Genomic DNA, 14739 nt, shown 5'->3' with positions numbered 1-14739 from the left:
GGCCCCGGTCAGGTCCGCCTGTCGACGGTGCAGTGGAGGGAGTCGTCGCGGACGTCGGCGACGATGGTGTCACCGGGGTCCGCCTCCCCGCCGAGCAGCAGGTCGGCGATGCGGTTGTCCAGCTCGGCCTGAATGGTGCGGCGCAACGGGCGGGCGCCGAACTCCGGTTGGTGCCCGTGGGCGATCAGCAGTTTCTTGGCGGCCTCGGTGACCTCCAGCTTCAGGCCCTGCGCGTGCACCCGGCGCTCGCTCTGGCGCAGCAGGTGGTCGACGATCTCGCCGAGGTCGTCCTCGGTGAGGCCGTGGAAGACGATGATGTCGTCGATGCGGTTGAGGAACTCCGGCAGGAACCTGCTCCGCAGGTCCCCCATCAGCTCGTCCCTGAGCTCGGACACGTCGCCCTTGTGGTCGAGGATGCGACGGGCTCCGATGTTGGACGTCATGATGACGACACAGTGCCGGAAGTCGACGGTGCGCCCCCGGCCGTCGGTGAGGCGGCCGTCGTCGAGGATCTGCAGCAGCGTGTTGAAGACGTCCGGGTGCGCCTTCTCCACCTCGTCGAACAGGACGACGCTGTACGGCTGCCGGCGGACCTTCTCGGTGAGCTGGCCCGCCTCCTCGTATCCGACGTATCCGGGAGGGGCGCCGACGAGGCGGGCGACGGTGTGCTTCTCCTGGAACTCGCTCATGTCGAACCGGACCATGCGGTCCTCCTCGCCGAACAGCAGCTCGGCGAGGGTCTTGGCCAGCTCCGTCTTGCCCACGCCGGTGGGGCCGAGGAAGAGGAAGGAGCCCACGGGACGGTTCGGGTCGCCCATGCCGGCCCGGTTGCGCCGCACGGCCCGGGAGACGGCCGTGACCGCCTCGTCCTGGCCGACGATGCGCTCGTGCATCTCCTCCTCCAGCCTGAGGAGCCGCTCCTTCTCGTCGGCGGTGAGCTGGGACACCGGGATGCCGGTGCGCCGGGAGATCACGTCCGCGATGTCGTCGGCGGTGACGGACACGACGCCCTCGCGGCGTTCCTCGATGCCCGCCAACTCGCCCTCCGCCTCGGCGATGAGCCCCTTCAGCTCCGCGGCCCGCTCGTATTCCTGCGCGGCCACGGCCTGGTCCTGCTCGCGACGCAGCTCGGCGATACGGTCCTCCAGGGCGACCACCTCGGTGGAACGTCCGGCGCTGCGCAGCCGCACCCGCGCGCCTGCCTGGTCCATCACGTCGATCGCCTTGTCCGGCAGGAACCGGTCGGAGACGTAGCGGTCCGACAGTTCCGCCGCGGCCGCCAGCGCGCCGTCCGCGAACCGCACCTGGTGGTGGGCCTCGTACGCGTCCCGCAGCCCCTCCAGGATCTGCACCGTCTCCTCGACCGTCGGCTCGGGCACCATCACCGGCTGGAACCGGCGCTCCAACGCCGCGTCCTTCTCGACGTACTTGCGGTACTCGTCGATGGTCGTCGCGCCCACCACGTGCAACTCCCCTCGTGCGAGGGCGGGCTTGAGCATGTTGCCCGCGTCCATCGACCCCTCGCCCGTGGCGCCGGCGCCCACCACGGTGTGCAACTCGTCGATGAACAGGATGATCTCGCCGCGCGCCTGCTGCACGTCCTCGATGACCTTCTTCAACCGCTCCTCGAACTGGCCCCGGTACTGCGCGCCCGCCACCATCCCGGACAGGTCCAGGGCGACGACCCGCTTGTCCTTCAGCGTGTCCGGCACCTCGCCGGCCACGATGCGCTGCGCCAGCCCCTCCACGATCGCCGTCTTGCCGACGCCGGGCTCACCGATGAGCACGGGGTTGTTCTTGGACCGCCGCGACAGGATCTCGACGGTCTCCTCGATCTCCTCGGCGCGTCCGACGACGGGGTCGAGCTTCCCCGCCTTCGCCTCCTCGGTCAGGTCCCGCCCGAACTCGTCCAGCGTCGTCGCGGGCTGCCTCGGCTCGGCGGGCCGCCCCTCGGCGCGGGCCGCCCGCTCCGCGAGACCGGCCAGCTTCTTCACGTCCTCGCCCTCGGCCTTCAGCAGCCGCGCGGCCCCCGTGTCGGCGCCGTCCAGCAGCGCGCCGAGGATGTGCTCCGGCCCGATGTAGGACACGCCGGCCGCCTGCGAGCGGGCGTACGCGGTGGCGAGGGTGCGCTTGGCGGCCGGGGTGAGACCGGGCTCGGAGGACGGCTCGCCCGACTCGCGCGGCAGCACCGCGGCGATCTGGGAGGCGAGCGCGTCGGGATCCGCGCCGGCCTGCGCGAGAAGCCCCCGCGCGGGGTCGACCTGCGCGGCCGCCCACAGCAGGTGCTCGGTGTCGAGGTCGGACGTCCCGTCCTCCAGCGCACGGCGCGCCGCCAGGTTGAGGAGTTCCCGCGACGACTCGGTCAGCAGCCGCCCGATCGGCACCCGCTGCACCGCCGGCGGGGAGGACGTGGGCGACATGCCGAAGAACCGGTTGAAGAGTTCACTGAACGGGTCGGGCGAGCCGAAACCGAAGGACGACATCGACATGACAGCTCCAGGGTGCGGCGAGGGGGTGTTCCCACCGAAACGCGTCACCGGCGCCCCCGCAAGCGGAGTGGACTCGGGCACGCGCCCGGCGGCCGTGACGCCCTCGGGAAGCGTCGGCACCCACCGGTCACGGCCGCCCCGCGCACGGTGCGGGGTACCCGGAGCCGGACCGGCTGCGAGCCCGGCCGCGGCGACCGAGCGCCTCGGGGGCCGCTTCCGGTTTCTAATGTCGAGCATTAATATGAGGGCATGGCGAGAACATCCGGAGCCGAGACCCGGGAGAAGCTGATCCGGGCGGCGGAGCAGCTCTTCGCCGAGCAGGGCGTCCACGGAGCGCAGTTGCGGGACGTCGTCGCCCTCGCGGGCCAGGGCAATCCGTCGGCCGTGCAGTACCACTTCGGCTCCCGCGCCGGGCTCCTGGACGCGGTCATGGCCGACCGTCAACGGCGCACCGAGCGGGTGCTCGCGCCGCTGCTGGAGACCGCGCCGGACGAGGTGGACGCGCTGATCGGCGTCCTGGTCGCGACGGAGGCAGGTGAACTGCGCACCGACCGCGGGCGGCGGTGTCTGCGGATCTCCACGCAGCTCAGCCACGAGAGCGGCGTCCGCGCCCGCGAACCCCACCCCACCCTCGCCGGCACGGCGTACTGGCGCCTGATCGAGCGGACCGAGGCATGCCTGGCCGCCGACGGACTGCCCGAGCCGGTGCGCCTGGAACGCCTCGATCTGGCCCTCACCGTGGTGGGCGCCGCCATGGCCGACCGTGCCCGGCAGTACCTGGACGGCACCGAGCCCCTGATCGGCGAGGAGCTGTTCCTCGCCGACCTGGTCGCCACCACCACGGCACTGCTCCGGGCCCCGCGGCCCGACCTCCCCGGCCCCCCGACCGGCTGAACGACCCCGAACAGCCCGGAATCCACCCCCACCGGCCGCGAAGCGACCCCGAGCGGGCTCCGCTGCCGGCCCCCGACGGCCGTCACCGGCCCGAAAGGCAGGACCTCTCATGAACGACCTCACCGGCAAGACCGTGCTCATCACCGGCGGCGCCCGCGGCCTCGGCGCCGAGGCGGCCCGGCAGGCGGTCGCGGCCGGAGCGAACGTGGTGATCACCGACGTGCTCGACGAGGACGGCGAGGCCACGGCCGCGGCCCTCGGCGACCGGGCCCGCTTCCTCCACCACGACGTGACCTCCGAGGACGACTGGGCGGCGGCCGTCGCCCACGCCGTGGCCGAGTTCGGCGGGCTGCACGGCCTGGTGAACAACGCCGGCATCTCCACCGGCACGCTCCTGGAGAACGAGTCCGTCGAGCACTTCCGCAAGGTCCTCGACATCAACCTGACCGGCGTCTTCATCGGCATGAGGACCGCCGTCCCCGCGATGAAGGAGGCCGGCGGCGGATCCATCGTCAACATCTCCTCCGCCGCGGGCCTCATGGGCCTGGCCCTGACGGCCGGCTACGGCGCCTCCAAGTGGGGCGTCCGCGGGCTCACGAAGATCGGCGCGGTGGAGCTCGGCACGGCCGGGATCCGCGTCAACTCCGTGCACCCGGGCATGACGTACACCCCGATGACCGCGGCCGTGGGCATCGAGCGGGGCCCGGGCAAGTACCCCAACACCCCGATGGGCCGGGTCGGCGAGGCCGACGAGATCGCCGGCGCCGTGGTCTTCCTGCTCTCCGACGCCGCCTCGTACGTCACCGGTGCGGAGCTGGCGGTGGACGGCGGCTGGACCACCGGTCCGACGGTCAAGTACGTCATGGGCCAGTAGGACGGTGCGGCGCCGCCGCACGCCCCGGCTCGACGCCCGAGTACCGGCGACCGGTCCCTCACTCCGCGGGGGGCCGGTCGCCGTCGTTCGTGGTGCGGCGGAGCCGGTCGGTGCGGCGGATCAGGGTGTCGACGCGGTCGGCCAGGTCCGAGTGGTCCGCCGTCAGGTGGTCGCGGGTGTCCGTCAGCGGACTGACGAGGACGGCCGCGTCGTCGTTGCCGAGCGCGTCGGTGAGGGACGTACGGGCGTCGGAGGGGAGCGCGGCCACGGCACTGATCTGCCCGGCGAGCCGGCGCAGATCGGCGGCGTTCTCGCGGGCCCACGCGGCGACGGCGCGGTCGGCGGCCCGGCGGTCGCGGGTGGCCCGCACACGCTGCTCGCCGGTGGTGCCGGGGGCTCCCGGGCGCAGGCGCAGATAGCGGCGTTCGGCGGCCTGCCGGCTGGAGACGCCGAGCGGGCGGGCCAGGTCGGCCCAGCTCGCGCCGGCCTCCCGGGCCGTCTCGATCAGGTCCGTCTCCCAGGTCGCGAGCTCGTCGCGCATCTCCCGCAGGAGCAGCAGCGCGGCCAGTACCTGGTCGGAGCTGACCTCGGAGGACGGCGGATCGCCGGGCCGAGGGTTCCCGGCGCCGCGCACGGCGTCCTCGATCGACGCGAGCGCCGCCATGGCGGCGAAGAAGGATGCGGGCCCGGAGCCCTCCCTTCGCTGGTCTGGAGACATGCTCACTCCGCTCGACGGTGTCACCCGGAGGGTGACAGGAGAACTTGTCATCGTTTCGATGACATGCTACAAGAAGAACAAGAAGCAGCGCATGAGCGGAACTGCCCGAAGTGGAGGTGTCTCACGATGCTGATGCGCACTGATCCCTTCCGTGAGTTCGACCGGCTGACCCAGCAGCTTCTGGGCAGCACGTCCGGCACCTGGTCCCGCCCGTCGGCCATGCCCATGGACGCCTACCGCGAGGGCGACGCCTATGTGATCGCCCTGGACCTGCCCGGCGTGGACCCGGAGGCGATCGACATCGACGTCGAGCGCAACATGCTGACGGTCAGGGCCGAACGCCGGCCCGTCACCAGGGCCGACGACGTGCAGATGGAACTGTCGGAGCGCCCGCTCGGCGTCTTCTCCCGCCAGGTGATGCTGGCCGACACCCTCGACACCGAGCACATCGCCGCCGACTACGACGCGGGTGTCCTCACCCTGCGCATCCCGATCGCCGAGCGCGCCAAGCCGCGGAAGATCTCCATCACCACCGGCACCACGGAGCGCAAGGAGATCTCCGGCTGAGGCAGCGCCTCGTCGCGAGCAGCGGGGCGGCGGACCGGACTCCCCCTCACGGTCCGCCCCCCCGGTACCGGCCCAACCCGTCGGACGGTGAACGTCCGTCATGAGCGAGAAAGGTGTCACGCACCGATGCAGTCCAAGACGGCTCCGGCGATGATCGACGACGCCCCGGTCATGTCGTTCGGCCAGATGCTGGAGCAGGTCCGCTACAACGGCGCCTACCCCACCCGTGAGCGGGCCGAGGAAGTCGTCTCCGCCGTCCTGGCCGCGCTGGGCCGTCGCATCACCGGCGAGGAACGCGTCGAACTCGCCGCCCGCCTGCCCTACGAGGCCGCGCGGATCTTCGCCGCGCAGGTCCCCGGGAACGACTCCCCGACCGGCTGGGCGTTCGTCAGGGACCTGGCCTCGCGCACCGGCGGCACCCTGGCCACCACCCGCTGGGACGTCGGCTCCGTCCTCGGCGTCGTCGCCCGACTGGCCGGGCCCGGCCTGCTCGACCGCATCCTCGCCCAGCTCCCCACCGGGTACGCGATCCTCTTCGGCCGCGCGGAGCTGACCCGGGCGGCCTAACCCTCCACGGTGCGCCCGCCGGGCGGGCCGACGCCCGTGGAGGCGCCTTGAAATCAGACCAGTTCGGGCCGCGGTTCCGTGGGCGCCGGTCCAGGTCCCGGTTCCGGCCCCGTCTCCGGCGTCGGCGACGGCACGGCCTTCGGGTCCCACCGCCCGGTGGTCCGGACATAGTGGTGGACCACCGAGGCCATCGCCAGGACGAGCAGCGGCCCGGCCAGCCACGGGAGTTCGGCCATCCGGCTCGGCAGCCGGAGATAGGACACCAGCATCAGGACGAAGACCACCGTGCCGTGGACGACGAGCCGGGTGGCCGAGCGGTCCCAGCCGCGGGCCTGCCCGCGCATCGCCGCCTCCACCGTGAGCGCGAACACCACGCCGGCGACGAGGTCGGCGCCGTAGTGGTAGCCGAAGCCCAGCGTCGCGGTGAGCGTGGCGACCAGCCAGAAGGTGCCCGCCCAGCGCATCGCGCGTGAACCCTTGCGGGAGTGGACGAACAGCGTGGTGGCCCACGCCGTGTGCAGGCTGGGCATGCAGTTGCGCGGGGTGATCCCGTCGAACGGCATCGGGTGCGGGGCGCCGATCGACGGCACCGTGTCGGGCCACAGGGCGCCCGCCGCCCAGGCGCCGCCGTCGGCGCCGTACGCGTAGACCGGCCCGACCACCGGGAAGATCATGTAGACGGCCGGTCCGAGCAGCCCGATCACCAGGAACGTGCGCACCAGGTGATGGCGCGGGAAACGGCGCTCCACCGCCACGCGACGCAACTGATAGAGCCCCACCAGGGCCGCCGCGAGCGGGAGTTGGCCGTAGACCAGGTGGAGGACGTGGTCGCCGACCGGTTCGGTGGCCCGGACGAGCCTGCCGACCAGCCACGACGGGTCGCCCAGCGCGTGGTCGGCGGTGGCCACGTACGCGTCGAGCACCGTCGGCCGGGTCTTCGAGGTGATGAGCAGCCAGGTGTCACCCGTCTTGTGCCCGGCGACCAGCAGCAGACCGAGCCCGCTGCCCTTCAGCAGCAGCGCGCGTTCGGGGCCGCTGCGGCGCGTGACGGCGACGACCGCGCAGCCGAGGACCACCCAGAGCGCGCCGTTGCCGAAGTTCATGTCGGCGCCGACCGCCCAGCGCACCAGCCAGAAGACGACGTCGATGCCGACGGCGGCACCGGCCGCGAGCAGCCGCTGCCGCCAGGTGAGCACCACCATCGTCAGGGCCATGCCGGCGTACAGCAGCGGCCCCGAGTCGGGGGCGAAGACCACCTCGCGGGCCTGCGTGGTGATCGGACCCGGCAGGCCGTAGTGGCGCGCCGCGCATTCCAGCGCGACGAGGAACCCGAGGGTCACCACCCCCGCGGCGGCCCACAGCACCGCCCGCGGCCGGCGCCACGCGGCGGACACGGGAGAGCGGTCCGGCCGCGGGGTTATTCGTGTGCGAGTTGTTTTCACCTGTGCGGCTCGTCCGTGGGGAGTCGTCTGAATGGGGCGTTCATCGTGCGGTTGGGCATGGTCTTCCGGTGAAGAGCCGACGATCACACGATCGTCGTGAGTTCGAACATGCTAACGGCATGATGCGGGCGTTCCGGGCGGCGGCCGGCCGGGTGACGGACCGCGGCGGTCAGGCGCCGGGGCCGATGAGCAGCAGGGCGATGTCGTCGGTCGGGCTGGGCGCGTGCCGGATGAGGGTGTCGGCCATGCCGTCCAGGTCGTCCGGGTCCGCGTGTTCGAGGAGCCCGGCGAGCGCCGCGGTCGCGTCGTCGAGGTCCACGCCGGGGGCCTCGACGAGCCCGTCGGTGTAGAGCGCGAGGACGCAGCCCGGCGGCAGCGGCACCTCCAGGGCCGGGTAGACGCTGTCCGGGTCGATGCCCAGCAGCAGGCCGGGCGGCACCCGCACGAGTTCGGTGCGTCCGTCGGCGTGGCGCAGCAGCGGCGGCGGGTGCCCGGCGGTGGCCAGCCGGGCGCGGCGGGTGCCGAGGTCGATGCGGACGTAGACGCAACTCGTGAACAGGCCCGGGTCGAGGTCGGTGAGCAGACGGTTGGTGCGTGCCAGGACGTCGCCGGGGGAGGAGCCCACGGCGGCGTGCGCGTGGACGGCGGTGCGGACCTGGCCCATGAGCGCCGCGGCGTCCACGTTGTGTCCCTGGACGTCACCGATGGCGGCGCCCGCCGTGTGCGCGTCGAGGCGGATGAGGTCGTAGAAGTCCCCGCCGATGCCCAGCCCCCGGGCGGCCGGCAGATAGCGGGCGGCGACCCTCAGCCCCGGGATCCGGGGCAGCGTGTGCGGCAGCAGGGCGGACTGCAGGCGGTGGGCGAGGTGGTCCTTGCTGTCGTAGAGGCGGGCGCGGTCCAGGGCCTGCCCGATCAGGCCCGCCAGCGAGGTGAGCACGGCCCGCTCCCCGGGCGGGAACGTGCGCGGCCGGTCGTAGGCGAGCAGCAGGGAGCCGATGGGGCGGCCCGACGCGATCAGCGGCAGGATCGCCCAGGAGGCCATCCCGTCCTCGTGCACCGTGGCGGGATAGTCGCGCGCGAGGTCGGCGAAGCTCGTGAAGAACGCCGGTTCGCCCGTGGCCAGGACCTCGCTGCCCGGGATCTCCGAGCTGAGGGGGAGGGCGTCGTAACGGTCCATCAGTTCCGCCGGGTAGCCCCGGTGGCCCAGGATCCTCAACCGCCCGTCCTCCGCCGCCATCACGGCCAGGGCCTGTGCGCCGAGCGCGGGCAGCAACTGGTCCGCGGCCTGCTCGACCACGTCCTGGACGCCGACCGCCTCGGTCAGGGTCGCGGCCATGTGCATCAGGTTGTAGAGCACGGTGGCGCGGCTCGGGCCCGCGGTCGGGACGGACGGCGCCGGGGGAACCTCCTCGGCGGGATCGCTCCTGCCGATGCGGACGCTGATGCCGGTGGAGTCCGGATACAGCTCGAAGGACAGCCACACGTCCGGGGGCCGCACCACGGTGAACGCCTGCGGCCGGCGGCTGACCAGCGCGGCCCGGTAGCGGTCCTCGACCTGGGGCACGTCCATCCACGGCAGCGCCTCCCAGGGCAGGGAGCCCACCAGGTCGGCCGGGTCCCGCCCGACCAGCTCGGCGGCGGCCGGGGTGATGAAGGTGATGCGGCCGTCCAGGTCCAGGGCGCAGGAGCCGCCGGGCAGCCGGTCGACGAACGCCGAGACCGTCTCGGCCTCGCCGGGGGACAGGGGGCGCCGGGGCGGCGGCGGCAGCGTCCGCGGACGTCCGGCGGGCAGCACCGGTTCGGCGCGGTCGGCCGCCTGCTGGAGCAGGTCGCCGAGCCGTCGGCAGCCCTGCTCGACCGCCTCGCATTCGGCCGGGCCCGGCGGGGTCCGGCCCCCGGGCCACAGCAGCACCAGGCCGCCCCGCAGTGTGCTGTCCGAGGCCACCGGGGCGGCCACCAGCGAGAAGTCGTACGGCAGGACGAGCGCCGGGCGCGGGTACTGGCGTGCCATGTCCTCCTGCCCGCCCACACGGACAACGCGCCGCTCCCGCACGGCGTCCGCCACCGGCATGGGGTCGGTCAGCGCCACCCGCCGCCACGGAGTCGCCATCTCCTCCGGCACCCCCGCGATCAGCTCCAGCCACAACGCCTTCCCGCCCGGCAGCAGCACGTACAGCATGCCCCCCAACGCGCCGGTCTCCCGCACCACGGCGGCCATGGCGGCGTCGATCACATGCCCCACGGACCTCACGGCCGCACCGCCCTGCCACCCCCGTCCGCCGGCACCCTCGCCCCGGTCGTCCGGGCGCGGCCGCGCGGACCCCCGCCCGCCGTCGGCCCGGCGGGGCCCGAGACGCACCCGCCGTTCCGCGCGGGCTGCCGGGCCGGCCGGTTCGGGGCGCGCTCGCGCTCGTCGTGGCCCGGTGCCGGCTCCGGCGGTTCCGTGACGCCTCGGCCGTGTCGGGCGGGCGGACGCCCCGGGGCGCGATCGGTCCCGGCCGTGCGGACGCGTCCGTGTCCGCCGCCTTCCGCCGGCTCCGGCAGGGCCGCGCCGCGCCGGCCGTACCGAACATCACCCATACGCGGACATTACGCCCTGCCCGGCGTCGAGGCATCCGGTCGCGGGAAAGAGCCGGTGCGCCTCCCCGGCGGCGGGTGTCCCCTCCCCGGGGTGCGCCGCCGCGGCTGCGCCGGGGCCTGCCCGTTCGTAGCACGGTGGACACGTCCGGGCACGCGCACTGGCCGACGCCCTCGACCTGACCGGCGCGCGGCGGGCGCCCGGTCGCCATGGCCGGACCGGGCGGCGGGGCCTCCGCGTTGCCGCTCGGCCGCCGGGGACGGCGGAGGCGCGCCGAGGGCCGGAGGCCGGCACGATCTGCGGCCGGCTGCTCGTCCTGCTCGTCCTGCCGACCTGCGGGCCGGGCGCGCGGTGCGGCCCGGCCCGCCCGGACTCACTTGAGCGGCTGGGTGAAGCGGAGCATGTTGCCCGCGGGGTCGCGGAACGCGCAGTCGCGGACGCCGTACGGCTGGTCCATCGGCTCCTGCAGCACCTCTCCGCCCGCCGCGCTGACGCGCTCGAAGGTGCCGTCGCAGTCGTCCGTCGCGAAGATGACGCCGCGCAGCAGCCCCTTCGCCATCAGTTCCGCCATGGCCCGCTTGTCGGCCGGTGAGACGTTCGGATCGGCGGCGGGCGGCTCCAGAACGATGTTCACGTCCGGCTGCGCGGGCGACCCGACGGTCACCCAGCGCATGTTCTCGAACCCGACGTCGTTGCGCACCTCGAGACCGAGCACGTCGCGGTAGAAGGCGATCGCCTTGTCGTGGTCGTCGACGGCGATGAAACACTGGGAAAGCTTGATGTCCATGCCGCTCACGCTACGGGCGGGCGGCGGCGTCCGCTTCTTCGTTCCTGACCGGTTCCCTGTTCCTGACCGGCCTGGTGTGGATCTTGGCGATGCAGGCCGGGATCGCGGCGCCCGTGCCGTGGTCGCGGGCCCGGTAGGCGCTCGGACTCTCGCCGACCAGCTCCGTGAACCGCGAACTGAACGACCCCAGCGACGTACACCCCACCTCGAAGCAGACCTCGGTCACCGTCAGATCGCCGCGCCGCAGCAGCGCCTTGGCCCGCTCGATCCGGCGGGTCATCAGATAGCTGTACGGCGTCTCGCCGTACGCGGCGCGGAAACTGCGGGAGAAGTGCCCCGCCGACATCAGCGCCTCCCGCGCCAGCGCCGGAACGTCCAGCGGCTCGGCGTAGTCGCGGTCCATCCGGTCCCGTGCCCGCCGCAACCGGACCAGGTCATCGAGCTCCAGCCGTCCCATCCGACGAGTCTCCCATACTGGGCCGTTCGGCACCGGCGGCCCGCGGCCAGGGGACATACTGCTCGCACACAGAGACGAGCGATGGCGACGAAGGGCCGTCCAGGCGGCCCCGCCCGACAGATGGAGTCACGATGAGCAAGGCCACGCGGACCATGACCAGCCCGCCTGCGCCGCACGCCGCCGACAGTCACGACATGATCCGCGTGCACGGCGCCCGGGAGAACAACCTCAAGGACGTCAGCATCGAGATCCCCAAGCGCCGGCTGACGGTGTTCACCGGGGTCTCCGGATCGGGCAAGAGCTCACTGGTGTTCGACACGATCGCCGCCGAGTCGCAACGGCTGATCAACGAGACCTACAGCGCCTTCGTCCAGGGCTTCATGCCGAACCTGGCCCGGCCCGAGGTCGACGTCCTCGACGGCCTGACCACCGCGATCAGCGTCGACCAGCAGCGCATGGGCGGCGACCCCCGCTCCACCGTCGGCACGGCCACCGACGCCAACGCGATGCTGCGCATCCTGTTCAGCCGGCTCGGCGAGCCGCACATCGGCCCGCCCAGCGCGTACTCCTTCAACACCGCCTCGGTCCGGGCGAGCGGCGCGATCACCGTCGAGCGCGGCAACAAGAAGGCCGTGAAGGCCACCTACGAGCGCACCGGCGGGATGTGCACCCGCTGCGAGGGCCGGGGGACGGTCTCCGACATCGACCTCACCCAGCTCTACGACGACTCCAAGTCGCTGAGCGAGGGCGCGTTCACCATCCCCGGCTGGAAGTCGGACAGCCAGTGGACCGTGCAGGTCTACGCCCAGTCCGGCTTCGTCGACCCGGACAAGCCGATCCGCGACTACACCGAGAAGGAACTGCACGCCTTCCTCCACGGCGAGCCGGTCAAGGTGAAGGTCAACGGCGTCAACCTCACCTACGAGGGCCTGATCCCCAAGATCCAGAAGACGTTCCTGTCCAAGGACAAGGAGGCGATGCAGCCGCACATCCGGGCCTTCGTGGAGCGGGCCGTCACCTTCACCACCTGCCCCGAGTGCGACGGCACCCGGCTCAGCGAGGGCGCCCGCAACTCGCGGATCGGGAAGGTCAGCATCGCCGACGCCTGCGCCATGGAGATCCGCGACCTGGCCGCATGGGTCCGCGGCCTCGACGAGCCGTCGGTCGCGCCGCTGCTCACCGCGCTGCGCGACACCCTCGACTCCTTCGTGGAGATCGGCCTCGGTTACCTCTCCCTGGACCGGCCGGCGGGCACCCTGTCGGGCGGCGAGGCACAGCGCGTCAAGATGATCCGCCACCTCGGCTCCTCGCTCACGGACGTCACCTACGTCTTCGACGAGCCCACCATCGGTCTGCACCCGCACGACATCCAGCGGATGAACGACCTGCTGCTGCGCCTGCGCGACAAGGGCAACACCGTGCTGGTCGTGGAGCACAAGCCCGAGACGATCGCCATCGCCGACCACGTGGTGGACCTCGGCCCCGGCGCCGGCACCGCGGGCGGCACCGTCTGCTTCGAGGGCACCGTCGAGGGACTGCGGACCAGCGGCACGATCACCGGCCGCCACCTGGACGACCGGGCAGGACTCAAGGAGTCGGTCCGCAAGCCCGCCGGCGCCCTGGAGATCCGCGGCGCGACCACGCACAACCTGCGGGACGTGGACGTCGACATCCCGCTCGGTGTGCTCTGCGTGGTCACCGGCGTGGCCGGCTCCGGCAAGAGCTCGCTGATCCACGGGTCGCTCCCCGCCAAAGCGGACGTCGTGTCCGTCGACCAGAGCCCCATCAAGGGCTCGCGGCGGAGCAACCCGGCGACGTACACCGGGCTGCTGGACCCGATCCGCAAGGCGTTCGCCAAGGCCAACGGGGTCAAGCCGGCCCTGTTCAGCGCCAACTCCGAGGGCGCCTGCCCCACCTGCAACGGCGCCGGCGTCGTCTACACCGACCTGGCGATGATGGCCGGCGTGGCCACCACCTGCGAGGACTGCGAGGGCAAGCGGTTCCAGGCGTCGGTGCTGGAGTACCGGCTCGGCGGCCGGGACATCAGCGAGGTGCTGGCCATGCCGGTGAGCGAGGCCGAGGAGTTCTTCGGCACCGGCGAGGCCCGCACACCGGCCGCGCACCGCATCCTCGGCCGGCTCGCCGACGTGGGCCTCGGCTACCTCACCCTCGGCCAGCCGCTCACCACGCTGTCCGGCGGTGAACGGCAGCGGCTGAAGCTTGCCACCCACATGTCCGACAAGGGCGGCGTGTACGTGCTCGACGAGCCGACCACCGGCCTCCACCTCGCCGACGTCGAGCAACTGCTCGGTCTGCTCGACCGGCTCGTGGACTCCGGCAAGTCCGTGATCGTCGTCGAGCACCACCAGGCGGTCATGGCCCACGCCGACTGGATCATCGACCTCGGCCCCGGCGCGGGCCACGACGGAGGCCGCGTCGTCTTCGAGGGCACCCCCGCCGACCTCGTCGCCGCCCGCTCCACCCTCACCGGCGAGCACCTCGCGGCCTACACCGGCGCCTGAGTCGGCGCGTGCCCGGACGCCCTCCCGTCCGGGCACGCCCGAGTGGTGGAGCGGCGGCACGCGGTCCACGCTGGACGGGCAGCGTGAGAGCGCACGGAGGGAGCACCGGGATGGCGAAGCACCGCGGCGGGGGCAAGGGACCGAAGAAGGGCGACAAGGTCGCCTGGAGCAGTCACGGCAGTGAGACCGAGGGCACGGTGGAGAAGAAGATCACCGAACGCACCGAGGCCGCGGGCCGCACGGTGGCCGCCTCACCGGACGACCCGCAGTACGAGGTGCGCAGCGACACGTCCGGCAAGTCCGCGGTGCACAAGCCGTCCGCCCTCAAGAAGAAGTGAGCGGTCGAGGAGAGGGCGACGGCCCGCCGACGGGGCGGCCCGCGACACCGCGGCGGAGGGACCTTCCCATGACGGATCCGCACCGGCGTCCCGAGGGCGTCGGCGACGAGACGGTGGAGGCCCTCGGCTCCCTGTCCAAGGCGCTGGAGACGACCGAGCGCGCCCGGGGGAGCCTGTTCGACTTCCACCAGCTCACCGGCACCGCCGACCTGGAACTGGACCGCGCGGTGGAACTGCTGCGCAGGGCGGGACACCCGGAGTGGGCGCGGCGCGTCGAGACGGAGATCCTCGGGCGCAACGTCATCCCGGGCCACTGGACGTTCCAGATCGTCGAGGCGTACGACCGGACGTACTACCGGGCGTTCAGGGACCTGGCGCACGAGGCGGTGGAGCGACTCGCCGAAGGCCGGGACCACTTGTACGAGGCGGAGATGAAGGAGGCACGCCGCACCCGCGACCACCCGGACCACACGGCGCGCCCCGACAGCCCCTGACCCCCGGCCGCC

The 14739-nt window shown here is 72.9% G+C and carries 13 protein-coding genes; 7 read left to right on the top strand and 6 right to left on the bottom strand.

What is annotated here, in order from left to right; all coding sequences use genetic code 11:
• Positions 1 to 8 precede the first annotated feature (8 nt).
• Entirely contained in the window at positions 9 to 2489 is a 2481-nt protein-coding gene (locus tag ACH499_RS28150; RefSeq protein WP_399019197.1) for an ATP-dependent Clp protease ATP-binding subunit, read from the bottom strand.
• Positions 2490 to 2738: 249 nt separating this feature from the next.
• Here ACH499_RS28150 and ACH499_RS28145 point away from each other — a divergent pair, with 249 nt between their 5' ends.
• Both ACH499_RS28145 and ACH499_RS28140 read left to right on the top strand, forming a co-directional pair.
• Positions 2739 to 3383 (top strand): TetR/AcrR family transcriptional regulator, encoded by a 645-nt coding sequence (locus ACH499_RS28145; RefSeq protein ID WP_399019195.1) that lies wholly within the window; start codon positions 2739 to 2741, stop codon positions 3381 to 3383.
• 109 nt (positions 3384 to 3492) lie between these two features.
• On the top strand, positions 3493 to 4257 hold the full coding sequence (locus ACH499_RS28140) for a glucose 1-dehydrogenase (RefSeq protein ID WP_399019193.1): 765 nt from the start codon (positions 3493 to 3495) through the stop codon (positions 4255 to 4257).
• A 58-nt stretch (positions 4258 to 4315) separates the two neighbouring features.
• Here the strand turns inward: ACH499_RS28140 and ACH499_RS28135 are convergent, their stop codons facing one another.
• Positions 4316 to 4975, bottom strand: coding sequence for a type III effector protein (locus tag ACH499_RS28135; protein ID WP_356205091.1), 660 nt, complete (start codon positions 4973 to 4975; stop codon positions 4316 to 4318).
• A 126-nt stretch (positions 4976 to 5101) separates the two neighbouring features.
• On the opposite strand from ACH499_RS28135, the gene ACH499_RS28130 reads away from it, so the two are divergent.
• Together ACH499_RS28130 and ACH499_RS28125 are read left to right on the top strand one after the other, a co-directional pair.
• A complete protein-coding gene (locus ACH499_RS28130; protein WP_356205089.1) occupies positions 5102 to 5542 on the top strand; it encodes an Hsp20/alpha crystallin family protein in 441 nt (146 codons plus the stop codon).
• A gap of 126 nt (positions 5543 to 5668) precedes the next feature.
• Complete coding sequence (locus ACH499_RS28125) at positions 5669 to 6109, top strand: DUF2267 domain-containing protein (protein WP_356205087.1); 441 nt, start codon at positions 5669 to 5671, stop codon at positions 6107 to 6109.
• A 53-nt stretch (positions 6110 to 6162) separates the two neighbouring features.
• Here ACH499_RS28125 and ACH499_RS28120 read toward each other — a convergent pair whose 3' ends face one another.
• The 4 genes from ACH499_RS28120 to ACH499_RS28105 form a co-directional block, all read right to left on the bottom strand.
• A complete protein-coding gene (locus tag ACH499_RS28120; RefSeq protein ID WP_399019190.1) occupies positions 6163 to 7503 on the bottom strand; it encodes a phosphatase PAP2 family protein in 1341 nt (446 codons plus the stop codon).
• A 217-nt stretch (positions 7504 to 7720) separates the two neighbouring features.
• Positions 7721 to 9769: a SpoIIE family protein phosphatase gene (locus ACH499_RS28115; RefSeq protein ID WP_399019399.1), complete on the bottom strand. Its 2049-nt coding sequence runs from the start codon at positions 9767 to 9769 to the stop codon at positions 7721 to 7723.
• A 733-nt stretch (positions 9770 to 10502) separates the two neighbouring features.
• The gene (locus tag ACH499_RS28110; RefSeq protein ID WP_356205085.1) at positions 10503 to 10916 is read right to left on the bottom strand and encodes a VOC family protein; all 414 of its coding nucleotides are present in this window, start codon (positions 10914 to 10916) and stop codon (positions 10503 to 10505) included.
• A 10-nt stretch (positions 10917 to 10926) separates the two neighbouring features.
• A complete protein-coding gene (locus tag ACH499_RS28105; RefSeq protein ID WP_356205083.1) occupies positions 10927 to 11373 on the bottom strand; it encodes a helix-turn-helix transcriptional regulator in 447 nt (148 codons plus the stop codon).
• A 131-nt stretch (positions 11374 to 11504) separates the two neighbouring features.
• Between ACH499_RS28105 and ACH499_RS28100 the strand changes: the two genes are divergently transcribed.
• The 3 genes from ACH499_RS28100 to ACH499_RS28090 all read left to right on the top strand — a co-directional run bounded on the left by ACH499_RS28100 (position 11505) and on the right by ACH499_RS28090 (position 14727).
• A complete protein-coding gene (locus ACH499_RS28100; RefSeq protein ID WP_399019188.1) occupies positions 11505 to 13895 on the top strand; it encodes an ATP-binding cassette domain-containing protein in 2391 nt (796 codons plus the stop codon).
• 110 nt (positions 13896 to 14005) lie between these two features.
• Entirely contained in the window at positions 14006 to 14233 is a 228-nt protein-coding gene (locus tag ACH499_RS28095; RefSeq protein ID WP_356205079.1) for a DUF2945 domain-containing protein, read from the top strand.
• A 68-nt stretch (positions 14234 to 14301) separates the two neighbouring features.
• On the top strand, positions 14302 to 14727 hold the full coding sequence (locus tag ACH499_RS28090; protein ID WP_356205078.1) for a hypothetical protein: 426 nt from the start codon (positions 14302 to 14304) through the stop codon (positions 14725 to 14727).
• The last annotated feature ends 12 nt before the right edge of the window (positions 14728 to 14739 follow it).

The sequence above is a fragment of the Streptomyces sp. NPDC018947 genome, from assembly GCF_044390505.1.
Taxonomy (GTDB): Bacteria; Actinomycetota; Actinomycetes; order Streptomycetales; family Streptomycetaceae; genus Streptomyces.
The sequence above is the reverse complement of the archived record's forward strand: the minus strand, read 5'-3'. Positions and strand labels throughout refer to the sequence as shown.